The sequence below is a fragment of the Polaromonas vacuolata genome (assembly GCF_012584515.1).
Taxonomy (GTDB): Bacteria; Pseudomonadota; Gammaproteobacteria; order Burkholderiales; family Burkholderiaceae_C; genus Polaromonas; species Polaromonas vacuolata.
The window spans coordinates 3000135-3024132 of sequence record NZ_CP051461.1 but is presented as its reverse complement, the minus strand read 5'-3'; the positions used below and the strand labels follow the sequence as shown (position 1 = coordinate 3024132).

The 23998-nt window shown below is 54.0% G+C and carries 19 protein-coding genes and 1 tRNA gene; 5 read left to right on the top strand and 15 right to left on the bottom strand.

Annotation, left to right across the window (positions count from 1 at the left end):
• The first annotated feature begins 40 nt into the window (after nt 1-40).
• Both HC248_RS13790 and HC248_RS13785 read left to right on the top strand, forming a co-directional pair.
• Complete coding sequence (locus tag HC248_RS13790) at nt 41-1162, top strand: DUF3426 domain-containing protein (protein ID WP_168922972.1); 1122 nt, start codon at nt 41-43, stop codon at nt 1160-1162.
• Between the two features lie 22 nt (nt 1163-1184).
• Nucleotides 1185-2087 (top strand): carbohydrate kinase family protein, encoded by a 903-nt coding sequence (locus tag HC248_RS13785; protein WP_168922971.1) that lies wholly within the window; start codon nt 1185-1187, stop codon nt 2085-2087.
• Between the two features lie 66 nt (nt 2088-2153).
• Here HC248_RS13785 and HC248_RS13780 read toward each other — a convergent pair whose 3' ends face one another.
• From HC248_RS13780 to HC248_RS13750, 7 genes are all read right to left on the bottom strand, one after another.
• On the bottom strand, nt 2154-2561 hold the full coding sequence (locus HC248_RS13780; RefSeq protein ID WP_238342636.1) for a DUF167 domain-containing protein: 408 nt from the start codon (nt 2559-2561) through the stop codon (nt 2154-2156).
• Between the two features lie 45 nt (nt 2562-2606).
• Nucleotides 2607-3215, bottom strand: a complete 609-nt coding sequence (locus tag HC248_RS13775; protein ID WP_168922970.1) for a histone — start codon at nt 3213-3215, stop codon at nt 2607-2609.
• A gap of 173 nt (nt 3216-3388) precedes the next feature.
• Nucleotides 3389-4651 (bottom strand): ribonucleotide-diphosphate reductase subunit beta, encoded by a 1263-nt coding sequence (locus HC248_RS13770; protein ID WP_168922969.1) that lies wholly within the window; start codon nt 4649-4651, stop codon nt 3389-3391.
• Between the two features lie 146 nt (nt 4652-4797).
• Nucleotides 4798-7743, bottom strand: coding sequence for a ribonucleoside-diphosphate reductase subunit alpha (locus HC248_RS13765; RefSeq protein ID WP_168922968.1), 2946 nt, complete (start codon nt 7741-7743; stop codon nt 4798-4800).
• 578 nt (nt 7744-8321) lie between these two features.
• Nucleotides 8322-8921, bottom strand: coding sequence for a 1,6-anhydro-N-acetylmuramyl-L-alanine amidase AmpD (gene ampD / locus HC248_RS13760; RefSeq protein WP_168922967.1), 600 nt, complete (start codon nt 8919-8921; stop codon nt 8322-8324).
• Nucleotides 8922-8970: 49 nt separating this feature from the next.
• Nucleotides 8971-9213: a PP0621 family protein gene (locus tag HC248_RS13755; RefSeq protein ID WP_168922966.1), complete on the bottom strand. Its 243-nt coding sequence runs from the start codon at nt 9211-9213 to the stop codon at nt 8971-8973.
• Nucleotides 9210-10010 (bottom strand): cytochrome C assembly family protein, encoded by an 801-nt coding sequence (locus HC248_RS13750; RefSeq protein WP_168922965.1) that lies wholly within the window; start codon nt 10008-10010, stop codon nt 9210-9212. Before HC248_RS13750 ends, HC248_RS13755 begins: the two co-directional genes overlap by 4 nt.
• Nucleotides 10011-10132: 122 nt before the next feature.
• On the opposite strand from HC248_RS13750, the gene ffh reads away from it, so the two are divergent.
• Both ffh and HC248_RS13740 read left to right on the top strand, forming a co-directional pair.
• Nucleotides 10133-11491, top strand: coding sequence for a signal recognition particle protein (gene ffh / locus HC248_RS13745; protein ID WP_168922964.1), 1359 nt, complete (start codon nt 10133-10135; stop codon nt 11489-11491).
• 110 nt (nt 11492-11601) lie between these two features.
• On the top strand, nt 11602-12573 hold the full coding sequence (locus HC248_RS13740) for a sugar kinase (protein ID WP_168922963.1): 972 nt from the start codon (nt 11602-11604) through the stop codon (nt 12571-12573).
• Between the two features lie 130 nt (nt 12574-12703).
• On the opposite strand, the gene mdoH is transcribed toward HC248_RS13740, so the two are convergent.
• The 7 genes from mdoH to HC248_RS13705 form a co-directional block, all read right to left on the bottom strand.
• Nucleotides 12704-14767 carry a glucans biosynthesis glucosyltransferase MdoH gene (gene mdoH / locus HC248_RS13735; RefSeq protein WP_168922962.1) on the bottom strand — a complete coding sequence of 688 codons (2064 nt, stop codon included), beginning with the start codon at nt 14765-14767 and terminating at the stop codon, nt 12704-12706.
• On the bottom strand, nt 14743-16314 hold the full coding sequence (locus HC248_RS13730) for a glucan biosynthesis protein G (protein WP_168922961.1): 1572 nt from the start codon (nt 16312-16314) through the stop codon (nt 14743-14745). Before HC248_RS13730 ends, mdoH begins: the two co-directional genes overlap by 25 nt.
• Before the next feature lie 216 nt (nt 16315-16530).
• A complete protein-coding gene (locus HC248_RS13725) occupies nt 16531-17934 on the bottom strand; it encodes a sigma 54-interacting transcriptional regulator (RefSeq protein ID WP_272953620.1) in 1404 nt (467 codons plus the stop codon).
• A complete protein-coding gene (locus tag HC248_RS13720) occupies nt 17931-18674 on the bottom strand; it encodes a hypothetical protein (protein ID WP_168922960.1) in 744 nt (247 codons plus the stop codon). Before HC248_RS13720 ends, HC248_RS13725 begins: the two co-directional genes overlap by 4 nt.
• Nucleotides 18658-20088: a sensor histidine kinase gene (locus HC248_RS13715; RefSeq protein WP_168922959.1), complete on the bottom strand. Its 1431-nt coding sequence runs from the start codon at nt 20086-20088 to the stop codon at nt 18658-18660. Before HC248_RS13715 ends, HC248_RS13720 begins: the two co-directional genes overlap by 17 nt.
• A gap of 18 nt (nt 20089-20106) precedes the next feature.
• Nucleotides 20107-21462 carry a tRNA (N6-isopentenyl adenosine(37)-C2)-methylthiotransferase MiaB gene (gene miaB / locus HC248_RS13710; protein WP_168922958.1) on the bottom strand — a complete coding sequence of 452 codons (1356 nt, stop codon included), beginning with the start codon at nt 21460-21462 and terminating at the stop codon, nt 20107-20109.
• Nucleotides 21463-21642: 180 nt separating this feature from the next.
• Nucleotides 21643-22032, bottom strand: a complete 390-nt coding sequence (locus HC248_RS13705) for a hypothetical protein (protein ID WP_168922957.1) — start codon at nt 22030-22032, stop codon at nt 21643-21645.
• A gap of 474 nt (nt 22033-22506) precedes the next feature.
• Here HC248_RS13705 and HC248_RS13700 point away from each other — a divergent pair, with 474 nt between their 5' ends.
• Nucleotides 22507-23700, top strand: coding sequence for an ATP-binding protein (locus tag HC248_RS13700; RefSeq protein WP_168922956.1), 1194 nt, complete (start codon nt 22507-22509; stop codon nt 23698-23700).
• 197 nt (nt 23701-23897) lie between these two features.
• Here the strand turns inward: HC248_RS13700 and HC248_RS13695 are convergent.
• A tRNA-Met gene (locus tag HC248_RS13695) sits at nt 23898-23974 on the bottom strand.
• Nucleotides 23975-23998: the final 24 nt, after the last annotated feature.

Genomic DNA, 23998 nt, shown 5'->3' with positions numbered 1-23998 from the left:
GCATCAGTGGGTGTATGTCAGCCCCTACAATCGACCGCTAATGAGCCTGATTACGCGCTGTCCTGAATGCGGCACGATGTTTAACGTCGTGACCGATCAACTTAAAGTCTCCCAAGGCTGGGTGCGTTGCGGCCAATGCACAGTAGTGTTCGACGCCAGCTTGCATATGCAGATCGCTGCACTTGCAGTACCGCCGCAAGACATGCAAGACTTGTCTGCATCTGAGCGGCCTAAAGGCCAAGCGGAATTCTCGAACCAACATTCCCCCGAGCTTTTGCCTCAACTTCCCACTGAAGTTGAGCCTGAACCTCCGCTTCAGATTGAACCTGAACCTGCATTCGAGCCTCAGCTAGAGTCTGACTCTGACTCTGACTCTGAACCACCTTGGTTACCTGACGCTCTTTGGTCTGACCGACCTATGGACGAGGGATTGGCGCGAGACGTTTCACCGGAGCCGCTCGACGACAATCCTCTGCTGCAAGCTGACCCACTAGACGCAAAGTTTGAGCCCTCAGCCCAACCGGTGCCAACCGTTCTGGCGCCTGAGCCTGATTTCTTTGCCAGCAAGCGACCTGAAGATGCTTACGCTAACGTGTCTTTCGTGCGTGATGCCGAGCGTCAAGCATTTTGGCGCAGGCCGCTGACTCGTTTGGTTTTAAGCTTTTTGTGTCTGCTGCTGACTGCGCTGCTGCTGATGCAGATAGCGCTACAACAAAAAGATTATTTGGCCGCTCGCTACCCTTTTAGCAAGCCTTGGTTGCAGCAATTGTGCAAGCCTTTTGGTTGCCAGATTTCTGCCTTCCGACAAATAGAGTCGGTAGTCATAGACAGCTCCTCTTTTAGCAAGCTTGGAACGCAGGCTTACCGTCTTAGCTTTTCGCTTAAAAATATCGACTCAATACCCTTGGCCATGCCTTTTGTTGAGGTCACTTTGACGGACTCCCAAGACCGAGCAGTGCTTAGGCGGGTACTGGCACCCACTCAGTTTGGTGCTGTTAATGAGCTGCTGCCAGGCTCGAATTTTCCCGCCTCTTTGGTGCTGCGCTTGGACACCGACCCTGAGCCGGCTACCGATGTAACGGCTGCCAGCTCGCCAGAATCTGCCTCAGTCGCGCTGTCTGCTCGTGTTGCCGGTTACCACCTGCTCGCGTTTTATCCATAATTTTTTTTCATAAAGTATCACCATGTCTGCCTTGATTTGCGGCTCGCTAGCCTTTGACACCATCATGACTTTTGAGGGGCGTTTTTCGGAACAGATATTGCCTGACCAATTACACATCCTGAACGTCTCCTTTCTCGTGCCCGCTTTGCGGCGCGAGTTCGGCGGTTGTGCTGGCAATATCGCTTACTGTTTGCAGCAGTTAGGCGGCACACCCTTGCCATTGGCTAGCATTGGCAGTGATGGTGCCGGTTATGCGGCGCGCATGCGCGGTCAAGGCATCAGTACTGAGTTTATTCACGAGGTGCCAGACTCCTACACCGCGCAAGCCATGATCATGACGGATCGTGACAACAATCAGATCACCGCTTTTCATCCGGGCGCTATGTCGCATGCCCACCTCAACCCAGTGCCGCAGCACAGCGATATCAAAATTGGAATCGTCTCGCCTGATGGCCGCGAAGCTATGCAGACGCACGCGGCACAATTTAGCCAGGCAAAGATTCCTTTCCTGTTTGATCCGGGCCAAGGTCTGCCCATGTTCGATGGTGCTGATCTAAAGGCCTTCGTGGCCATGGCTGACTGGATTACTGTCAACGACTACGAAGGCAAGTTGTTGTGCGACCGCACAGCTCTTAGCTGCGAGCAGCTCTCCCGTCAAGTAAAAGGTCTGATCGTGACGCTGGGCGCTGACGGTTGCGATGTTTGGGTGGACGGTGAGAAAACCCATGTGCCGCCAGTGTTGGCGACTGAAGTTCTAGACCCTACTGGTTGCGGCGATGCGTTTCGCGGTGCGCTGTTGTTTGGGCTTGAGCGCGGCTGGTCGCTGGTGCGCTGCGCTGAGTTGGGTAACCGAGTTGGCTCGCACAAAATCGCTCATTACGGCTGCCAAAACTACACACTAGAAGCGATTGTTGCCAGTCTTTGAGTTTTTGTAATGCATGCGGCTAAGTAGGCGCGTGTTTAACTGAGCATCAAGTTCAGTTTCTATGATTCAGCATGCCTCTAACATTGCCATCAGCTTGGACCAATCTGCGCGCTCTGCAGTTTCTGCAAGCATGGCCAGTTGTTTGTGCCGACTGGTTTCGCCGCGCACCAACTCTAGCGAACGTTGGCTAACACCCAGCGTGTTAGCCATCCATTTGATCAGGGCTGCGTTGGCTTTGCCGTCTACCGGTGGAGCGTTAAGCCTGAGCTTGAGTGCGATTTTCCCTGCTTCACCGGACAGGCCATATACCGTGGTCTTGGACGCATTGGGCATGACATGGATATCGATACGGGTATTGCCATTTTTATCGGTATGCAAAAAGGCAGCACTGGGCGGTTTGCTGATGGAAGTCCCCTGCTTTAGCGGATAAAAAATTAAACTTGAGTTATAAAAAAAGCCCAGTTGCTGAGTCACTGGGCTTTTTAAACAGAAGCATTTTTGCTTCTTTCGCGGTACAGCTTACGGCTTGCTGGCCGTAGGGAAAGGCCATGCTGCTTGCGGGTTCAGACTGGTCTGAGCCGATGCTGACTTGGCTGCCGGTGCTTTCACCGCTTTTTTGGCCGCAGGTTTTGCAGCGATCTTCACGACTTTTGCCGCTTTTACTACTTTTGCCGGTTTGACAGGCGTTGCTGCTTTGAGCACTTTTTTGACCTTTACTGGTGCGGCGATTTTCACTGCCTTGATAGCTTTTGCTGCCTTGACTGGCACAGCCGCTTTTACAGCTTTTACCGCTTTCACAGGTTTGGTAGCCTTGACCAATTTGACCGCTTTTACGGCTGCTTTTACAGTCGCTTTTTTGATCACTATCGGTTTTGCCATTGCCTTTTTTACTATTGACTTAATCACGACAGCTTTTTTAGCTGGTGTTTTTGAAACCAATACTGGCTTGAGCGCAACTTTTTTAGCCGGCACTTTTACGGGCGCTACTTTTTTAGTTGCTTTAATCGCTTTAGGCGCAGCTTTGGTCGCTACTTTTTTTACTAGAGCCTTTGCCGCCACTATTTTTTTAGCAGCGGGGGCTTTCTTAGCTGGGACTTTTTTTGCCACAGTTTTTTTCGCAGTTGCCATATTTTTTCTCCTTGATCTCGTTGCAATGAGCACTTTACGTCGGGAGTCCGCAAAGCGATTCCTGACGTTGAGCAGGTATCAATACCTGCCCAGCGCCGCGAACACAGTAGCAATGCCCGACCCGCGTGGTGCGGTTGCTGGTCATTGCAATTGTAGAAGTCATGAGTTTCTCATTAATCCCACGACAAGGCGCCGCCTGATTGATATTCAATCACGCGAGTTTCAAAGAAATTGCGTTCTTTCTTCAGATCTATCATCTCGCTCATCCAAGGGAATGGATTTTCTTCGTTAGGGAACAAAGCTTCCAGTCCAATCTGAGTTGCGCGGCGGTTCGCAATGTAGCGCAAATAGCCTTTGAACATAGAGGCGTTCAGACCCAGCACACCGCGTGGCATGGTGTCTTCTGCATAGCGGTATTCGAGCTCAACTGCCTGCATGAACAAGGCATTGATTTCGGCTTTAAAGTCCGCTGTCCAAAGCTGTGGATTTTCAAGCTTGAGTTGGTTAATCAGATCAATACCAAAGTTGCAATGCATAGACTCGTCGCGCAGTATGTACTGGTATTGCTCGGCAGCACCAGTCATTTTGTTTTGACGACCCAGCGCCAAAATTTGCGTAAAGCCGACGTAGAAGAACAGGCCTTCCATCAGGCACGCAAATACGATGAGCGACTTGAGCAAAGTCTGGTCAGCTTCTAGTGTTCCGGTCTTGAAGTTGGGGTCGGAAATGACGGCGATAAATGGAATAAGAAACTGGTCCTTGTCCTTGATCGACTGCACTTCGTTGTAGGCGTTGAAAATCTCCGCTTCATCTAGGCCGAGTGACTCGGTGATGTACTGGTAGGCGTGCGTGTGAATGGCTTCTTCAAATGCTTGACGCAGTAGAAACTGGCGGCATTCGGGTGCCGTGATGTGGCGATAAGTGCCCAACACGATATTGTTGGCAGCGAGTGAGTCGGCCGTGACGAAAAAGCCTAGATTGCGTTTGACCAGACGACGCTCGTCATCGGTCAAACCGTTGGGGTCTTTCCAAAGCGCGATGTCGCGCGTCATGTTGACTTCTTGCGGCATCCAGTGGTTGGCGCAGCTAGCGAGGTATTTTTCCCATGCCCATTTGTATTTGAACGGCACGAGTTGGTTGACATCGGTACGGCCGTTGATGATGCGCTTGTCGGCAGCTTTGACGCGATTGGCAACCGGTGCTGCAGCGACGGGTTCAAGGTTTGAAGTGGCCGCTTCTGCGTGTGCGTTATCAGTGTTTGTGTTTTTCGACGCCGCTGTTGTTGCGCTCGCTGATGCGTTGGTGGTGACAGCTGAAAGACTGTCTGCATAAGAGAATGCCGGTAGTTCGTTAGAGCGGCTCTGAGCCTTTTCCGGTGGGCTGGCGGCGGGTGTTTTTTGCACTGACGGTATGACGTCTTCTTCCCAAGTCAACATAGTATTTTCCAATATTCGGGGGATTATGAAAGCCGCGACAAGAATCTCAAAGAAGTGATTCTTATCGTTGCCATTTTGTGTTGCCTAATTGCATCGAATCGGGATAAAAATCCGCAGCATCAAGCGCGTTATTTGCCTCTGATTATTTATTGGCAGGCTTCGCAGCCAGGGTCGTCAATCGCGCAGAACTTAATGTCAGTCGCAGGTGACGCACTCATCTGAACCAACGCTGCGGCCGCTGCCAAATCCAGTGCGCTAGGCGCGCTGCTGGCAGTTGAAGCGGCGGTGGCGCTGCCCGATGAAACGGCGTTCATCTTGCCGGCTTGAACAGTGGATTTTTCGGCGTGGGTAGCGCTCATGGTGCGCAGATAGTAAGTCGTTTTCAAGCCGCGCAACCAAGCCAGTTTGTAGGTCTCGTCGAGCTTTTTGCCGGATGCGCCAGCCATATAAATGTTCAGTGATTGCGCTTGGTCAATCCACTTTTGGCGCCTTGCTGCAGCCTCGACTATCCAAGAGGTTTCGACTTCAAACGCAGTGGCATACAAAGCTTTAATTTCTGGTGGTACGCGGTCTATCGGGCGCAGTGATCCGTCGAAGTGTTTCAGGTCAACCACCATCACGTCGTCCCACAAACCTAAGCGTTTGAGGTCACGCACCAAGTAGCCGTTGATGACGGTGAATTCACCAGACAGATTGGACTTGACTGAGAGGTTGCCAAAGCAAGGCTCAATACAAGCATCCACGCCGATGATGTTGGAAATGGTAGCAGTTGGTGCGATCGCTACGCAGTTGGAATTGCGCATGCCGTCGCGGGCAATTTTTGCACGCAGTGCATCCCAGTCAAGCGTCATGCTGCGGTCAACTTCTACATAGCCGCCGCGCTCTTTGGCCAACATGTCCATGGTGTCGTAAGGCAAGATGCCCTTGTCCCACAGCGAGCCTTCGTAGGTTTGGTATTTGCCGCGTTCTTTTGCTAATTCGGTCGACGCCCAGTAGGCGTGGTAGCAAATGGCTTCCATGGATGTGTCGGCAAAGTCCACCGCCGCTTGCGAGGCGTAGGGCACACGCAACTCGTACAAGCAGTCTTGAAAGCCCATTAGGCCCAAGCCCACAGGGCGGTGCAACATGTTGGAGTCACGCGCTTTTTTAACTGCGTAGTAGTTGATGTCGATAACGTTATCCAACATGCGCATGGCCGTGGTGATGGTTTTTTGCAGCTTCTTGCTATCGAGCATGCGCTGACCGTCGGGGCCGTCCATCAAATGCTGGACCAAGTTGATTGAGCCCAAATTACACACAGCGGTTTCAGTCTCGCTGGTGTTGAGTGTGATTTCTGTGCACAGGTTTGAGGAGTGAACCACGCCCACGTGTTGCTGCGGCGAGCGAATGTTGCAAACGTCTTTAAAAGTAATCCAAGGATGACCCGTTTCAAACAACATCGACAGCATCTTGCGCCACATGTCTGTGGCTTGCAGTTTGCGTGAAGGCTTGAGCTCGCCGCGTTCGGCGCGCTCTTCATAAGCGGTGTAGATGGCTTCGAATTCACGGCCATATTTGTCGTGCAAGTCGGGCGTGTCGTTTGGCGAGAACAGCGTCCAGCTGCCTTTTTCCATCACCCGGCGCATGAACAAGTCTGGAATCCAGTTGGCTGTATTCATGTCGTGCGTGCGGCGACGATCGTCGCCCGTGTTTTTGCGCAACTCGAGGAATTCTTCGATGTCTAAGTGCCACGTCTCAAGATAGGCACACACCGCGCCCTTGCGCTTGCCGCCTTGATTGACGGCCACGGCCGTGTCATTGACAACTTTCAGGAATGGCACAACGCCTTGGGACTCGCCATTGGTTCCCTTGATGTGGGCACCCAGTGCGCGCACGGGTGTCCAGTCGTTGCCCAAGCCGCCAGCAAATTTAGACAGCAATGCATTTTCTTTGATGGCGTCGTAGATGCCGCCTAAGTCGTCTGCCACTGTGGTTAGGTAGCATGAAGAAAGCTGTGCGCGGCGAGTCCCAGAATTAAATAGGGTTGGCGTGCTGGACATGAAATCAAACGAGGAGAGCAACTCGTAGAACTCAATGGCGCGCGCTTCACGGTCGCTCTCGTTGAGAGATAAGCCCATGGCGACGCGCATGAAAAATGCCTGCGGCAGCTCTATGCGTAGCTTGCGCACGTGCAGAAAGTAACGGTCAAACAATGTCTGCAGGCCGAGGTAGTCAAATTGCAAATCGCGCTCTGGCTTGAGCGCTGCGCCGAGTCGAGCTAAGTCAAAGCTGGCGAGTTTTTCGTCCAGCAACTCGTTAGCTACGCCCTTGGCGATGAACTCTGGAAAGTAGGCGGCGTAGCGCGTTTGCATGTGGGCGTGATCGACTTCTTCACCCAACACTTCGCGGCGAATGGTGTGCATCAGCAAACGCGCAGTGGCGTAGGTGTAGTCCGGATCTTTTTCTATCAGCGTGCGGGCCGCGAGAATCGCAGCTTTGTAGACCTCGTCTATTGGCACGCCGTCGTACAGATTGCGCATGGTCTCAGAAACAATCGGTGCAGCCACCACACCGGCGCCAAGGTTGGCGCAAGAAGCTTCGATCAAAGCCTGTAGATTGCGGATGTCTAGCGCCACGCGCTGACCCTTGTCCGTCACATGCAACAGGGGTACGGCGGCCGCTTGTGGGGTGCGGGCGCGTTCCTGAGTACGTTCTTGCGTGCGTTTTTCGCGGTACAGCACATAAGCTCTGGCGATTTCGTGGTGGCCACCGCGCATCAGGCCTAGTTCGACCTGGTCTTGCACGTCTTCAATATGGAAGGTGCCGCCTCCCGGGCGCGAGCGCATCAGTGCGCGCACCACAGTTTGGGTCAACTCATCAACGGTCTCGCGAATGCTCGCTGAGGCGGCACCTTGCGTGCCATGAACGGCGAGAAAGGCCTTCATCACGGCAACCGCAATCTTGCTGGGCGCAAACGGCACGACAGCGCCGTTGCGGCGCAGAATTTGGTAGTCGCTAAATAGACTGGCTTGGGCCTGTCCTTGATGGGTCGAGGGTGAATGAAGGGCATTGCCAGCGCTGGCCGCGCTGACGGTATTGAGGGTGTTTTGCATGGGCTTTTTCTTGGCTTATTGGCTGAGGTTTTAGCTACTTTTGCGGCTGATTTTTTCGGTCGTTACGGAAAAAAGTTTGTCTGACTTAAAATCTCAATTTACCCGCACCAGGCGCACGAAATGACTGTCAAATCGGCGTAGCTGACTTTTTAAATCTCTCTGGGGCGCTATGGCGGGGGTCTTTGTCTGGGCTCGAAAGACTGAATTTACATCTAACGTAGCAAGATATGTAGACACTATACCTAGTGTTAATTTTGATTTCAAGCACTACCGGTAGTGTCTTGAGATGTATTTTCACACGAAATGAGATCTTTTTTAAAACCTCAATTGATGCACTTGCGAGCAACCAGTGCTTTGCTAAACCGAGGTTGTCTGCAAGCCCTTGCTAGGCCGGCTTTTGGTTGAAAAAATATAGGATTGATGCGGCTTAGCGCCGGTTTTTAGGCTGCATCACGTGCCCAGCTTGGTGCTTGGCTTATTTAAAAAAAATACTTTTGGATAGGCCCGAATTTCTGCGCTTTAAATGCTTGAGAAATAATTTTTACAACGTCACCATATTGCTAGATTCAACGTTCATTTCAGGCGTCGTCACCAACTGTGGGGAAGTACTCTTTTGACGCGCTTAGGCTGTGTTGCAGCAGCGTCCAGTCAAAGCCCGCACCAGGATCGAATTTGCGGCCCGGTGCAATATGTTCGTGGCCGGCAATGTGAGCTATTGGGTAATGCGTCAGCACTGAGCTGCATAAGCTGCTGAGGGTTTCATATTGAGCGGGTTCGAAGCGGTCGCCCTCCAAACCTTCGAGTTCAATGCCAATTGAGTCGTTGTTGCAATCGCTGCGGCCGCGGTACTCGGATGAGCCGGCATGCCAAGCGCGGTCGTCGCAGCTCACGAACTGCCACAGATGACCTAGTCGGGTAATGAAAAAATGCGCCGACACCTGCAACCCGCGAATACTTTGAAAATACGGGTGAGCATCCCAGTCAAGCTGATTGGTAAACAATTGCTGCACTTGGCCGTTACCAAACTCGCCAGGCGGTAAGCTGATGGAGTGGATCACGACTAAATCGATGTGTGCCGCCTCTGGGCGTGGACCGAAATTGGGTGAAGCCAGCACTCTGGCGTGCTGGTACCAGCCGTGGGACCACAGGCCAGTGCTTTTAGGTTGGGATTCAAGCATACGGGTTGCCGGATTTGTTTTGGCCTGGTGCCACGTTGACGTGCCTTTTTTACGTGCCTATTTTTCGGTGTGCTTCGCAGCAGTACAGCCCGGCTGGCCCGACCAGTGCTTCACGGCGCGGCAAGTGCAGGTCACAGACCCGGCAGGCGACGATTTGGGTAGGCGGTAGGGCGGTTTGGCGTGGTTGCGCTGTGCGCTTGGTGGCTTCGTTGCTCTGGCTGTCGCCTCGCGCAAGGTTGCGCCACCAGCCGATCACGCAGAGAACCAAAATAAAGAGGAGCAGATATTTCATAAGCGGTGGAGTATGACCTCAAGCACAAAGCGCGAACCGACATAGCCCAGCAGCAGCAGACCTGAACCTAAATACAGCAGGCGAACCGCTTTCTGGCCGCGCCAGCCTAGACGCGCTCTTCCAACCAAAAGACCGGCAAAAGTTAGCCAGGCTAAGACTGAAAAAATGGTTTTGTGACTCCAACTCCAAACCTGGCCCAGTCCATAGAGCTGCTCGGCAAATAGCCAACCCACTAGCAGCGTTGCTGTGAGCAGCACAAAACCGGCCTGAACAAAGCGAAAAGTCAGACGCTCTAGCGTTAACAGCGGCACGCCAGTGTCGCAAGAAGTGGCCAGACGCATGGCGCGCTCGGTGCGCGTTGTCAGCCAGCCGTGCACTACTGCTACAGCAAACAGCCCGTAAGAGGCAATGCCCAACGCCCAGTGCAGCGGCAGCCAAGGCGAGGCTATGCGGTGGTAAAAACTACCCGGAAAGACCACTGTCAACGCGACTGCCAATGCGCCCAAACTGGCCAACGCCCAGTGCGTGCCAAGCTGAGGCAACAGCTGGCTCTCGACCGCATAAATGCTGAGTACCAACCACACTGTCATCGAGAGTGCGGGTGCAAAGCCAAAGCGAAGTGGTTCCGCGATCAGGCCAGTGGTCAGTACCAAACCATGCAGTAGCCATGCGGCAAACAATACGCCGCGCAGGGTGCGCGGACTCAAACGGCTGGCCGATAAGGCGAGCACGCTATAGCTTGCAACAGCACCTGCGGCTGCTGCAAGACCCCACCCGGAACTCAAAGCTAAAATCATGACTACAGTTTAGCCTTAGCTGTAGCTTTTCAATTCATTTGACTGCTAACAGCCCCTCATGTCCGGCGCTTGCCGGGTATCTTCGACTTCTTAAATTTCTCCCAGCTTGTGGAGCTCCCGCCATGGCATCAGCCCTTACCGACAAACTCACACGCCTAGTCAAGGAAATGCGCGGCCAAGCCCGCATTACCGAAACCAATGTCCAAGATATGCTGCGCGAAGTTCGCATGGCATTGTTAGAGGCCGACGTCGCACTGCCCGTGGTGCGCGACTTTATTAACCGCGTTAAAGAAAAAGCCCTCGGCCAAGAAGTCATGGGCTCGCTCTCACCCGGCCAAGCCTTGGTCTCCATCGTCAGCCGTGAACTCGCCGCCACCATGGGCGAGGGCGTTAGTGACATCAATCTCGCCGCCCAACCACCGGCCGTGATTTTGATGGCCGGCCTACAAGGCGCAGGTAAAACCACCACTACCGCCAAGCTGGCCAAATACCTGATTGAAAAGCGCAAGAAAAAAGTGCTGACCGTCTCAGGCGACGTTTACCGCCCGGCCGCTATCGAGCAGCTTAAAACCGTCACCGCTCAAGCCGGTGCCGAGTGGTTCCCGAGTAGCCCGGATCAAAAACCGGTGGATATTGCATTAGCTGCCTTGGACTATGCGCGCCGGCATTTCTTTGATGTGCTGCTGGTCGATACCGCAGGCCGCCTAGCCATTGACGCCGCTTTGATGGCTGAGATTACCCAGCTGCATGCGGTGCTAAAACCGGTAGAGACACTTTTTGTAGTCGACGCCATGCAGGGTCAAGATGCGATCAATACCGCCAAGGCGTTTAAAGAAGCCTTGCCGTTAACCGGCATTATTCTGACCAAAACCGATGGCGATTCGCGCGGTGGTGCAGCCCTTAGCGTGCGCCAAATCACCGGCGCGCCAATTAAGTTCTCGGGCACTAGCGAAAAGCTAGACGGCCTTGAAGTCTTTGATGCCGAGCGTCATGCCGGCCGTATTCTCGGCATGGGCGACATTTTGTCGCTGGTCGAACAAGTCACCGCCGGTGTTGACATGGCCGCGGCGCAAAAGCTGGCGGCCAAGATGAAGTCTGGCGACGGTTTTGATCTGAATGATTTTTTAAGCCAAATTCAGCAGATGAAAAACATGGGCGGCTTGTCCAGCCTGCTGGATAAATTGCCGGCGCAGATGGCAGCTAAAGCCGGTCAGGTCGACATGGATAAAGCTGAAAAAGATATCAAGCGCAAAGAAGGAATTATCCAAAGCATGACGCCACTAGAGCGCCGCAAGCCCGAGCTAATCAAAGCCACGCGCAAGCGCCGCATCGCCTCCGGTTCTGGCGTGCATGTGCAAGAAGTCAACCGCCTGCTCAACGAGTTTGAGCAAATGCAAGGCATGATGAAAAAGCTCAAGGGCGGCGGCATGATGAAGATGATGAAGCGCATGGGCGGCATGAAGGGCATGCCTAAGTTTTAAGCGTTCTGTCTCACCTGCCAACACGCTTTGATGCCTAAACGCAGACGTGCATTTGCCTAAACCTTTCCAGACTGCACGCAGTTTTCTAGATCAACTATTTCATCTCTCGCATGCACACTGAAACCGCTTCGATTGAAGTAAAAGAGCCGCTTGATGTGGTCACTTTTGGTGAAGCCATGCTGCTGCTGGTGGCGGATCAGCTTGGCCCGCTCGAAGCGGTGATGACCTTTCACAAGCGCACAGCGGGTGCGGAAACCAATGTCGCGATTGGCTTGTCGAGACTGGGCTTGCGTGTCGGTTGGGCCAGTCGTCTGGGTACCGACTCTATGGGCCGCTATTTGTTAGCCGCTATGAAGGCTGAAGGCATTGACTGCTCACACGTGGTTTGCATTGCTGCGCAAAAAACCGGTTTTCAATTTAAAGGCCGAGTTGATAACGGTGGCGATCCAACGGTCGAATCTCACCGCAGCGGATCGGCTAGCAGTCATATGGGCGAGGCCGATATTGACCAAGACTGGCTGGTGAGTGCACGTCATCTGCATGCAACCGGCGTCTTTGCTGGGGTCTCAAACAGCACGCTAGTCGCCGCTATTAAAAGTATGGATTTGATGCGTCTAGCCGGGCGCAGCATTTCGTTTGATCCCAACCTCAGACCCACGTTATGGCGCACACCTGAACACATGCGTGCGTCTATCAATGACTTGGCCAGCCGTGCGGATTGGGTCTTGCCGGGCTTGGATGAGGGCCGGTTTTTGACCGGCTTAAACAGCCCTCAAGACATCGCCACTTTTTACCGTCAAGCCGGCGCTGCTTTAGTGGTGGTCAAACTCGGCAGCGATGGCGCTTATTTTGATGGCCCAAGCGGTCAGGGTTTTGTGCCCGGTTTTGCTGTTGATTCTGTTGTCGACACAGTCGGTGCAGGAGACGGCTTTGCCGTCGGTGTTATCAGCGCGCTGCTAGAAGGTTTGTCCGTGCCGCAAGCCGTCAAACGCGGCGCCTACATAGGTGCATGCGCGGTTCAAGTGTTGGGTGACAGCGAAGGCTTGCCGCACCGTGAACAATTGACTAGGGCTGGATTTTAAAATTTCTGCGAAAACTAAAGCCGACTTAAACATCGACTTAAATTGAATGTATCAAGCCGAAAAAAAAGGCCTGACTCGGCAAGCGAAATCAGACCTTTTTTACCTGCGCAACGCGCAGCGTCTTAGCCTATCAAGCCGCCAGAAGTCTTGGTTTAGCCGCTGGCCTGGCATGCATCCAAGCACGGCGCAAAACGGCGGGTGAGCGAGTCTCTTCTGGGATTAACAAAAAGCCCTGTGCACGCATAACGGCGCCAAGACGGGGCTGGCTGCTAATGACAGTTAGCGGCACAGCTAGTAGCAGCGGTAGGCCAACGGGTATTAACCAGATCAAGGCGCTAACGTCAATCAATGCAATACCGGCCGCCAATGCGGCAATCACCAAGCTCATGGGCGCGAGTTGCTCAATTGCATGTTTCCACGACACGCTAACGGCTTCACGCGGAGGCGATTTCCATTCGAGTTTGAGGCCGGTGATTGCCACCGCCACAAACAGCGAGTGCGCCATCATGCGCAGCGGCGCTTGCAGCAAAGCCAGCAAAGTCTCTAACAAAGCGCTGCGCAGCAGTGCGGCTGTGCCGCCGAAAGAAGCTTGTTCTTTTTTAATCAGTACTGCTGCGATACCTAAAACGCGCGGCAAAAACAAAATGCTCAGCGTCCAAGCCCAAATACCAAACAGCTCGGCGGGCAGCAAGTTCCAGTCTTTAATCATCGGTGTGCCCGACAACCACAAGGCTGTGCCTAGCGTGAGAAAACTCAGCCACAGCGGTGCCGACAAGTAAGCCATGGCGCCAGTGCCAAACATGGAGCGGTGTACAGGGTGAATGCCGGGTTCAGCGATCAAGCGGGCGTTTTGTAAGTTGCCTTGGCACCAGCGGCGGTCGCGTTGCAACTCGGAGAGTAAATCTGGCGGCTGCTGCTCGTAGCTGCCCGTCAGGTCAGAAACCAGCCAGACATAAAAGCCGGCGCGGCGCATCAAAGCGGCTTCAACAAAGTCGTGCGACATAATGCCGCCGGCCATGCCGCCCGTGCCGGTAATTGGTGCGAGTGCGCAATGCTCCATAAAAGGCGCAACCCGCAATATGGCGTTGTGACCCCAGTAATGCGACTCGCCAAGTTGCCAGAACTGCATGCCCAAGGTGAATAAACGGCCCGTCATGCGGGAAGCGAACTGCTGCGCGCGCGCATGCAGCGTAGCGTGGCCAATCGATTGGGTGGCGGTTTGGATAATGCCGGCTTTAGGGTTGGCTTCCATCAGCTTAACCAGGCTAACCAAGCAGTCGCCACTCATCACGCTATCAGCATCTAACACCACCATGTAGCGGTAGTCTTTGCCCCAGCGGCGGCAAAAGTCGGCGACGTTACCGGCCTTGCGGTGGGTACGGCGGGTACGCAGGCGGTAGTAGACCTCGATTTGTGGCTGGTCTGGCTGGCCGGCGAGTTGCGTGCGCAACTCTTCCCACGCCTGGCGTTCGGCTTTTTGTATGTTGACGTCGTTGCTGTCAGACAGCACAAACACGTCAAAAGCACCTACATGCTTGGTGTTGGCAATCGACTCACAGGTGGCGCGCAGGCCAGCAAATACGCTGCGCACATCTTCATTGCAAATTGGCATGATGATGGCGGTGCGGGCATCGTCATTAAAGCTGTGGTCTTTGACATCCTTGGCTGACAGCGACCAACGGTCGCCACGCAGCGTGACGTAAAAACCCATCATGGCGGTCATAAAGCCGGTAACAACCCAAGCGGTCAGCAATGCGAACAGGGCTAACTGGCCATAGGTCAGCCAAGCGTTGTTGTAGGCTGGCTGTAGATCCGAAAACAGCTTGCTGGCAAAGGCCGTGCTGATAAAGGTGAGGATTAGAAAAAGGCTGCGGCGGCGGCTTGCCGCGCGCTGCCACGGCAGCGGTTTTTCGCTGGTCTTGGCCGCACTTGACGTCACATTTTGAGCGGCGGGTTTGTCTTGACTCGGCAGTACGCTGGCCATGCCGTTCCAAAAGCCGCGCCAAGGCGCTGGCAACATAGAGCCGCGGTTTAGCGTAGGCGCTGTCACCGCATTCGGGTGGCGTTCGGCGCGCAGCGGGCTGCGATCTTTCTTGCTAACAACAGAGGCGCTTACATGGCTTTCTGGGCTGGGGCTGGCAGTGCCGGCTAGCAGCGACTGTGTGTCGTTTAGGGTGTGATGAGATTGGTCCATGTTTCGCTTAATGTGTTGTTGTCATGTTGCAAAAAGGCGCGCAGCTCTATGGGCTGTGTTGGGTCTATGCGCTGCACACGTAGGTGAATGCGCCAGCCGCCGGCGGCGGGGTTGTATAGGGCTTGGCTTTCAAGAATGCGGCCGTTGGCGTCGCTGGTGACGACGGCTTTGACAGCAGCGTCTGGACTTAGGCTTTCAAGAGCCGGGCCAGCAAAGTCAATCGAGAATTCGGTGATTTGTTTTTGCACTTGCGCACTGAGTTGGCTAAAGCCCGAGCCTTTGCGCGACTGCGTCACCCAGCTGTTGGGCGGGCGTTGCTGCTGTTTGCCTTGCCAGTTGATGCGCCAAGCCATGCTCACAGCCTCGCCCGGCAGCGGCAGTTTGTTGGGTACCCAATAGGCCACGATGTTGTCGTGGGTCTCGTCAGGCGTGGGCAATTGCAGTAACTCGACGCGGCCTGAACCCCAGTCGCCAAGCGGTGTAATCCAGGCACTCGGGCGCAGCTCGTAGCGCGCTTCTAAGTCTTCGTAGCTTTTAAAGTCGCGGTCGCGCTGCATCAGGCCAAAGCCTTTGAGGGCCTCCATGCTGAACGAGTTGACCAGCGCCGAGCTGGTGTTTTGCAGTGGGCGCCATAGCCATTCGCCGTTTCCGCTGGCCATCATCAAGCCGTCTGAGTCATGTACTTCGGGGCGAAAGTCGCCAGTGCGGGGCTGGTTCTCACCGAAGAAGAACATGCTGGTCAGCGGCGCCATGCCAAAGGTGGCAACTGCCGGGCTGGCCGGGCGCATAAATACTTGGGCGTGGACGTCGACAGCGGTATCAATACCGCCTTGGATATCAAAGCGGTAAGCGCCTGTCATGCGTTCGGATTCGAGCAGGGCGTAGATGGTAAGGCTGGTCGCGCCTGGAAGTGGTTTTTCTAACCAAAATTCGGTAAAGCGAGGAAATTCTTCGCGTGCACCGCCCACGGTATCGATGGCTAAGCCGCGCGCCGACAAGCCGTAGCGCTGACCGACGCCTAAAGCCCGAAAGTAGCTCGCGCCCATAAAGGCGATTAGCTCGTCTTTGTAGTTGGTCGAATTTAAAAAGCTGTGGGCACGAAAGCCAGCAAAACCGAGCTCACCCCAATTGGCGGTGGATAGCTGGTTTTTGCCGAAGTTAAAGTCGCTGGCTTTGTAGGCAAATGGCGTGACGCCGTCTGCGGTGATTTCATTAATACGAACGCTGTCGCCCTGACGACCGATGTGAAAGAAGTTAATTTCTATTGGCAGCAACTGGTCGCGCCAGAGTGCTTTGTCGGTGTTGAAACGAATGTCGCGTAAAGCGTCGTAATCGAGTGCTGCTAGCTCAGGCGGCATGACCACGCTAGGCGCTTGCCAAACCGATTGGGAGCGGGCTTGGGCGATAGCTGCGACATCGCTCAAATCGAATGCCAGTGCGGCTAAGGGCAGACTTGACAGCGCTGCGAGCACGCCTAACAACAGCGTTTTGCGGGCCTTGCTAGGGCGCTGCTGGCTGGTGTTTTTTGAGAAGATATGGTGGCTCATATCTTGTATAGGGCAAACCCTGTGCCAACTCTAAAAAACATATATAAATCATAGGCTTTAAGGGGTTTTTAGATTTCACTAGCGAATTCGTCCGGTTTTTACCGCGATAAACGCTGTTATTTGTCGCTAATTGACGACGACTATTGACGAGTTTTAGATTTATTGTTTTAAATCAATCACTTAGGTCTGTCGCTAAATCACGACAGGCTTGAGTGCTTAGTCTTCAGTGTCAGATGGCTCGGGCTTGAAATGGCCGGGCGTGAGTTCGTGTTTTTGCATCAAGCGATAGAACTCTGTACGGTTGCGGTCCGCCAGCCTAGCCGCATCGGCCACATTGCCATCAGTTAATTTCAGCAGGCCGACCAGGTATTCACGCTCAAAGCGCTGGCGTGCTTGGGCTAGCGAGAGTATTTCCACGCTGGGCATACGCAGCGCCCGCTGTACCAAGGCCAGCGGAATCAGCGGTGTGCTCGACAGGGCGCAGACTTGTTCAACAACGTTAAACAGCTGACGCACATTCCCCGGCCAAGCTGCTGTGCTCAGGGTTTTCAGCGCTTCCGGGGCAAAGCCGCTCAGGCGCTTGTTGTATTTGGCGGCAAGTTTGGCCAAAAAGTGATTCGCCAGCAGCGGTATGTCTTCGCGCCGCTCGGCCAGCGGCGGCAAACTTAAGGTCACCACATTTAGGCGGTAATAAAGATCGGCGCGAAACTGGCCTTGCGCCATGGCGTCGTCCAAGTCGCGGTGGGTGGCCGAGATGATGCGGACATCCACCGCGATGGATTGGCTAGAGCCCAGCGGGCGCAATACGCGCTCTTGCAGCACGCGCAGCAGCTTGATTTGTAGCGCTGGCGGCATATCGCCGATTTCGTCGAGTAGCAGCGTGCCGCCTTCAGCGGCTTGAAACAGGCCTTTGTGATTCGCGACCGCGTCGGTAAAAGCGCCTTTGACGTGGCCAAATAGCTCGGATTCGAGCAGCGCTTCTGGAATAGCGCCGCAGTTCACTGCAATAAACGGTTTGTTACGGCGGTTGCTTAGGCGGTGTATGGCTTGGGCGAGCAACTCTTTGCCGGTGCCGCTTTCGCCGCGCAGCAGCACGCTGGCGTCGGTTTGCGCCACCATGCGGGCTTCGGCCAAGGTCTCCGCCATGCGGCTGGAGCGGCTGATGATTTCGGCATGCCAGTCTTCATCGCCGCGCTGCGCTGCGGGTGCCGGTGCGCTCAGTGCCAATGCTTGGGCGATTTTTTCCAGCAAGGCCTTGCCGTCAAAGGGTTTGGTCAGGTAGGTAAATACGCCGCGTTCAGTGGCGTCTACCGCGTCGGGAATGGTGCCGTGGGCGGTTAGCAAAATCACGGGTAGCGATGGGTGGCGTTCGCGAATGTCGCCAAACAAAGCCAGACCGTCACGACCCGGCAGGCGTACATCACTGAGTACTAGTTGGGGCCGCTCTATATCCAACTGAGTTAGCGCGGCTTCGGCAGAGCCGGCCGTGCTGACGCGGTAGCCCGCTGCGGTCAAGCGCATGGTGAGCAGACGCAGCATGTCAGTGTCGTCGTCAACGACTAACAAATGCGCGCCTGCCATAGGCGCTGCATGGCTTGCGCCGGTTTGCGGGTTGCTCATGGCTGTATGGCCCGTGGCCGCACTGGCGGAGATGGTTGGTTATTCGTAGATCGGCGCGTCAAACTGCGCTCTATTTCTCTGAGTGCTTGAAGTTTTTCATTGGCTTGGTCTAGTCGGCGTTGAGTCTCGCGCAGTTGGCCGCTTTGGCGCTCGAGTAGGTCTTCTACACGCTTTTGCTCAGTAATACGGGCTAATAACAGGCGCGCGAAGGGGCGAAGGGGTGCAGACTCGCTGTCCGTTTGCGATACCAACCCTTGCACCAAATCGTGGGCACGCAGCAGCATTTCCAGACTCGGTCTGGTTTGCGCTGTCTCGCCGTTTTGGCGCACTGCTGCGGCCTCAACGAATGGCCGAGATTGCAGTAGCACCAGTGCTAGTCGTAACTGGTCGGTTGGCATGGCGGAACTGCCTAGCCGGGCGACCTCGTTAGAAAGCTGCCTAGGCTGCATAGTGCGCAACTGGTCGGCGTAGTCAAACACTAGCTTTAGCTGGTAGATAAGTTCTTCCTGAACCGCTAGGGCGGGCGACGCCGCTACGGGTATTGGCGTCGGCATCACTGCGATCGGCGCTTTAGCGGCAAGCGTTGCAGTTGGTTCTAAAGAGACCGTGCTACAGCCGGCTAAAGCCACCGCTAGCAGTACTGCCAGCACTTTTTCAGCGGCGTTTGCCTTGCGGTTTGGCCCTGCACTGGGATGAGCTTTTGGCTGCTGCGCTAGTGCTGCTTCAGTTTGTCGGTGCATAGGTAAGTTCAATTCTGAAATGTGCGCCTGGCGCATTGTCTTGTTCTGGCAGCAGGTGCAGGCGTCCGCCGTGGGCACTGATGTATTCGTTAACGATAGACAGGCCTATGCCGCTGCCGCGCAGCGCATACAAGGGCTGGCGTTCGCCGCGGTAAAACGGTTCAAACACGCGTTCGCGGTCGGCTTGTGCAATCCCGGGGCCTTGGTCCTGCACATCTATGCAGATACTGGCTGGCTGTTGGCTTAATCGGATATTGATGATGCCTTCGGACGGTGAAAAACGTATCGCGTTCGACAGCAAGTTTGCCACTGCAGTAGTGATTTTTTCGGCGTCTATTTCTATATTTTTAACCGTGCCCTCTAGCTGTATTTGCAAGTTTTTGGCACGCCACTGCAAGCGTTGGTCTTCGATCTGGGCTTCTATCAAATGCGTTAAGTCGGTTTTTTCGCGGTGTAGCTGACGCGCCTCAAAGGCGGCTGCGTTAAAGCGCAGCAAGTCTTCTATCTGGCCTTGCAACACGCTGGTGTTTTGCCGCAGTATTTGGGCGATTTCACGCTGCTGCTCGGTCAGTACGCCGGCGACTTCTTCCTCTAGCAGAGACACGCCTTCGCGCAAAGACGCTAGCGGGGTTTTAAGTTCATGAGACACATGGCGCAAAAAGCGCGCTTTGTCGGCGTCAAGCTCGACCAGCCGAAGACGCAACCAGTCCAGTCGCTGGCCAACCATTTGCAGGTCGGCCGGCCCGGTGATATGAATGGCCTCATCGAGGCGGTTCTCGCCTAAACCCTTGATGGCTTTTTCTAACCGCTGCAATGGCCGCGTTAACCAAATGCCAAGTCCTAGTGCCAGTGCGACGGCCAATGCAATCGCCGAAAAGACTTGCCGGGTTAGTGATTCTTGGCTGCTTTCAAAGCGCGCCAGTAGCATTTGGTTTTGTCCCTCTATCGTCTGCTGAACCTTTAGCGTGATGCCGGCGCTGATGTCGTCGAGCTCACGGAATTGATGCACTATTTGCTGCTCACGTTCGAGCGCGGTGTCGCTAGTCCCATTGAGCAAAGCACTGATAGATTGCACACCGGTTTGCCACTCTGCGATTAATCTGATCGCCACACCTTGAGCTGCCAAGCGCTGCAAGCCGGATGAGATCTCTCCAGCGGCGCTGTTAAAACGCTCGCGCAGTACTTGGTCACCGAGTACGACGGCCTGACGCGAGCTGCGCTCAATGACTACGCTGCGCTCGCGCAGAAACTGGGCTGAAGCGCTGAGATCGAGCGCGCGCGCCGCAACACTGCGACTTTGCATGGTCAGGTCTTCTAGCGTCGATAGCGCCCGCATACACACTGCTGCCAGCAATGTGGCTATCAGCAAAAAAGCCAGGACCAGTAGCTGACGAAAGGAAATGTGTTTGAGCATTCGCAGCGCCGTTTGAAATTAAGCCGGTATTGAATGGGTGCTTAGCTCCGCAGATTGCACGACCTCGCCACGCAGCGAACGCTGCGGTGCTTCGGTAATGCGGATGTCGACCAGTTGGCCAATCAGGCGATCTGGGCCTTCAAAGACCACGGCTCGATTGCACTCAGTGCGGCCAAACAAGGCGTTTGCGGTTTTGCGCGCCGGGCCTTCAACTAGCACCCGTTGCACCGTGCCCAAACGACTGGCGCTGATGGCGATGACGCTTTGGTCAATCGCCGCTTGTAGGCGTTGCAAGCGTTTGAGTTTGACCTCGTGCGGCGTGTCGTCGTGCAGTGCGGCGGCCGGTGTGCCGGGACGTGGGCTGTAGATAAAGCTAAACGAGGTGTCGTAGCCGACGTCATCAATGAGCTTCATCATTTTCTCAAAATCGTCCTCGGTTTCACCCGGGAAACCGACGATGAAGTCGCTACTCATGGCCAAGTCTGGACGTATGGCGCGCAGTTTGCGAATCGTACTTTTGTATTCCATGGCGGTGTAGCCGCGCTTCATCGCCATGAGTATGCGGTCTGAGCCGTGCTGCACCGGCAGGTGCAAATGGTTAACCAGCTTAGGCAATCTAGCGTAGGCGTCGATCAGGCGCTGGGTGAATTCATTCGGGTGGCTGGTGACGTAGCGTATGCGCTCTATGCCGGGAATGTCTGAGACATAGTCGAGCAAGGTGGCAAAGTCGGCGATTTCTGCCGTGCCGCCCATAGGGCCGCGGTAGGCATTGACGTTTTGCCCTAGCAGCGTGACTTCTTTCACACCCTGATCGGCCAGACCTGCGACTTCTACCAATACATCTTCAAAAGGCCGCGAGACTTCTTCACCACGGGTGTAGGGGACGACGCAGTAGCTGCAATATTTCGAGCAGCCTTCCATGATGCTGACAAAAGCGCTAGCGCCTTGAACCCGGGCGGGCGGCAGGTGGTCGAATTTTTCGATTTCCGGAAAACTGATGTCAACTTGCGGCTTGCCCATGCTGATGCGTTTGGCCAATAAATCCGGCAGACGGTGCAGCGTTTGCGGGCCAAACACCACGTCAACATAAGGCGCACGCGCAATGATGGCCGCGCCTTCTTGACTGGCGACGCAGCCGCCCACGCCAATCAAAACGCCTTTTTTCTTCAGGTGCTTGACCCGGCCAAGATCGCTAAAGACTTTTTCTTGGGCCTTTTCGCGCACCGAGCAGGTGTTAAACAAAATCAGATCGGCCTCCTCCATGTCTTGGGTTGGCTCGTAGCCCTGGGCGGCATGCAGCACGTCAGACATTTTTTCCGAGTCGTACTCGTTCATCTGGCAGCCGAAGGTTTTGATAAAGACTTTTTTGCTCATTTTTTGACTCGTAATGTTGCGACAGACCCAGAAAAAGGCGGGCCGCAGTGGTTAATTGGGTAAGGATTGGCTACTTCGAGCGTTACGGCTCGCGAGGTTCAATCTGAGGATGCGTGGGGTCTTTTTAGACTAAAAAAAAGGTTAAGAATTAACCACACCGATTAAAGCCGGACAAGACGATTAAGGCTTAGTCGGCGTACTGCCGGTGATGAAGTTAAAAATAGTGCGCTCAGAGCCCGGACGTTTTTGCTTGGCCTCTTCAGGATTGAGTATCCAGACCCGCTCAATTTGGTTGCCGGTATCGCGCAGATAGTTAACGTTAAGGCGCTGACCTTGGAGCTGACTTGAGAGCACTAGGAGGTTGCGCGTGTCAAAAATACGTGCTCCCGGCGAGAGTCGTTCGGGTTTGTCGTTCAGACTGATTTCCGGGTGATTTTGCACCGTCATCTCAGCGCGCATGGCAGCCGCAGGAAATTCTCTGACGGTAGGAGTTTGGGCGGCTGCGGGCAGTGCGTAGAAAACTCTAGCGGCAGAGGTCAGAATGTAAGCGTAAGCGGTGCAGCGTTTCATGGTGTTTGTCCAGAGGCTGGTGGGTTGCAAATAAATTGCAAAAAGGTTCTCTAAAAAATGAAGTTTCAGCTGCCGTTAGCGGTGAAGTCTTTATTTTTTAGAAATTTAGCGGGGGTAAGTGGTTCAGTAAAATTTGATTTTACAAGACAAGCGATGAGAACCTATTGTCAAAGTAATACGGATCAATGTTGGCGACAAAAAAAGAAAATAGATAAGGCTTTCTCCTTCTATTGAAAGTCATCAGAAGGCTAGGCTTTATAGATCAAATCAGTACAAATATTGTCTCTGACAGCCTTGCTTTGTGATCGTGGTTTGGGTATTTGATGCGAACAGAAGGGCATTTGTACGGCATAAACCCGAGCAACTCAGTTCACAAAAGCGGTCTTAACTTCAACGCCGTATGGCATTTATACCAATGTTTACTAAGTTATCAAAAATTTGTAATTTACCAAACATCGCTATAAACTATCTCGAATGAGTCCAATTACTAATCCTTTTGCGCCCGGTGCAGGCACGCCGCCCCCAGAATTAGCTGGCCGAGACGAATTGCGCGAGTCGCTTCGCATCGCGATAGCCCGCGCAAAAATTGGACGCCCGGCAAAGAGTGCCATGTTGGTTGGACTGAGAGGCGTTGGAAAGACGGTATTGCTTGATCGTGTGCGGGCGGATGCCGAAGCAGCAGGTTTTCAAACTATACGTATCGAAGCGCCAGAAGGGCGTTCGCTACCGTCGATACTTGCGCCCCAACTGCGTCAAGCACTGCTGCGACTCAGTCAAATTGAGGCTGCGCGTGCATTCGCAATTCGTGCTTTGCGTGCGCTTGCTGGTTTTGCGGGAAAACTTAAGCTCACCTTTGGTGACATTGAGGTCGGCATTGACTACGAGCCTGAACCGGGTTTAGCCGATAACGGCGATTTAGAGCACGACATGCAGGCCTTATTCGAGCAAGTTGGTTTGACAGCAAAAGCGGCAGACACGGTGATAGTCATCTTTATTGATGAACTTCAATATGTTGAAGAAGCGCAAATGGCCGCTCTCATCACGGCGATGCATCGTTCTGAACAGCGGCAGTTGCCTATCGTTTTAGTCGGCGCGGGCTTGCCCCAATTACGCGGAAGGATGGGTGATGCAAAGTCATACGCCGAGCGCTTGTTTGATTTTCCGTTCATTGGCCCACTGCCGCCAGAAGCCGCGCGACGTGCTATTGAAAAACCGCTTGCGGACGAAAGCGTCAGCATCACACCCGAAGCACTAGATCATGTTCTAACGCTCACTCAAGGTTACGCCTACTTTCTGCAACAGTGGGGTAGCCATACTTGGCGTGCTGCAACGCAGTCTCCTATTCGTTTGAGCGATGTGGTTTCCGCTTCAGCGACCGTCATCGCAGCACTAGATGAGAGTTTCTTCAGTGTCCGGTTTGATCGGCTTACACCCAAGGAAAAAAAGTATCTTCGGGCAATGGCTGAACTTGGTGCCGGACCTCACCGATCAGGTGATATTGCTGCGTGTTACGGAGCGAGGGTGTCATCGCTTGCGCCAACGCGGAGCTCATTAATTGTTAAGGGCATGGTTTGGAGTCCCAATCATGGGGACACAGCATTCACAGTGCCCATGTTTGATGCGTTCATGCAGAGAAAGATGTCTGGTATCGACTGGCGCGAAAGTTAGTGCGCTTTTCAGTTTCAATGGACACGATTGCGGCGAGTTTCAATGGTCAAGTGCGCGCTTGATATCTTGCGTTAGAAAAAGAAAAATTTCCACGCTGGGATGCGTTTATGAAAGTTTTCATCCTGTGCGGTGCCTGACTAAAAAGTCAGACCAAAAAAAAGCCGTTGATATTGTTAATCAACGGCTTTTCGCAATTTTGGTGGTGATAGGTGGACTTGAACCACCGACATCAGCATTATGAATGCTGCGCTCTAACCAACTGAGCTATATCACCCCGCGTCGCAAATTGTAGCCGACT

What these genes read in the sequence shown, in the direction of transcription:
- HC248_RS13725 (WP_272953620.1), bottom strand. Translation starts at nt 17,934, where the DNA reads ATGAGCAACCCGCAAACCGGCGCAAGCCATGCAGCGCCTATGGCAGGC.
- HC248_RS13730 (WP_168922961.1), bottom strand. Translation starts at nt 16,314, where the DNA reads ATGAGCCACCATATCTTCTCAAAAAACACCAGCCAGCAGCGCCCTAGC.
- ffh (WP_168922964.1), top strand. Translation starts at nt 10,133, where the DNA reads ATGGCATCAGCCCTTACCGACAAACTCACACGCCTAGTCAAGGAAATG.
- HC248_RS13765 (WP_168922968.1), bottom strand. Translation starts at nt 7,743, where the DNA reads ATGCAAAACACCCTCAATACCGTCAGCGCGGCCAGCGCTGGCAATGCC.
- HC248_RS13770 (WP_168922969.1), bottom strand. Translation starts at nt 4,651, where the DNA reads ATGTTGACTTGGGAAGAAGACGTCATACCGTCAGTGCAAAAAACACCC.
- HC248_RS13755 (WP_168922966.1), bottom strand. Translation starts at nt 9,213, where the DNA reads ATGAAATATCTGCTCCTCTTTATTTTGGTTCTCTGCGTGATCGGCTGG.
- HC248_RS13715 (WP_168922959.1), bottom strand. Translation starts at nt 20,088, where the DNA reads ATGCTCAAACACATTTCCTTTCGTCAGCTACTGGTCCTGGCTTTTTTG.
- HC248_RS13720 (WP_168922960.1), bottom strand. Translation starts at nt 18,674, where the DNA reads ATGCACCGACAAACTGAAGCAGCACTAGCGCAGCAGCCAAAAGCTCAT.
- miaB (WP_168922958.1), bottom strand. Translation starts at nt 21,462, where the DNA reads ATGAGCAAAAAAGTCTTTATCAAAACCTTCGGCTGCCAGATGAACGAG.
- HC248_RS13750 (WP_168922965.1), bottom strand. Translation starts at nt 10,010, where the DNA reads ATGATTTTAGCTTTGAGTTCCGGGTGGGGTCTTGCAGCAGCCGCAGGT.
- HC248_RS13790 (WP_168922972.1), top strand. Translation starts at nt 41, where the DNA reads ATGAGCCTGATTACGCGCTGTCCTGAATGCGGCACGATGTTTAACGTC.
- ampD (WP_168922967.1), bottom strand. Translation starts at nt 8,921, where the DNA reads ATGCTTGAATCCCAACCTAAAAGCACTGGCCTGTGGTCCCACGGCTGG.
- HC248_RS13785 (WP_168922971.1), top strand. Translation starts at nt 1,185, where the DNA reads ATGTCTGCCTTGATTTGCGGCTCGCTAGCCTTTGACACCATCATGACT.
- HC248_RS13775 (WP_168922970.1), bottom strand. Translation starts at nt 3,215, where the DNA reads ATGGCAACTGCGAAAAAAACTGTGGCAAAAAAAGTCCCAGCTAAGAAA.
- HC248_RS13740 (WP_168922963.1), top strand. Translation starts at nt 11,602, where the DNA reads ATGCACACTGAAACCGCTTCGATTGAAGTAAAAGAGCCGCTTGATGTG.
- HC248_RS13705 (WP_168922957.1), bottom strand. Translation starts at nt 22,032, where the DNA reads ATGAAACGCTGCACCGCTTACGCTTACATTCTGACCTCTGCCGCTAGA.
- HC248_RS13700 (WP_168922956.1), top strand. Translation starts at nt 22,507, where the DNA reads ATGAGTCCAATTACTAATCCTTTTGCGCCCGGTGCAGGCACGCCGCCC.
- mdoH (WP_168922962.1), bottom strand. Translation starts at nt 14,767, where the DNA reads ATGGACCAATCTCATCACACCCTAAACGACACACAGTCGCTGCTAGCC.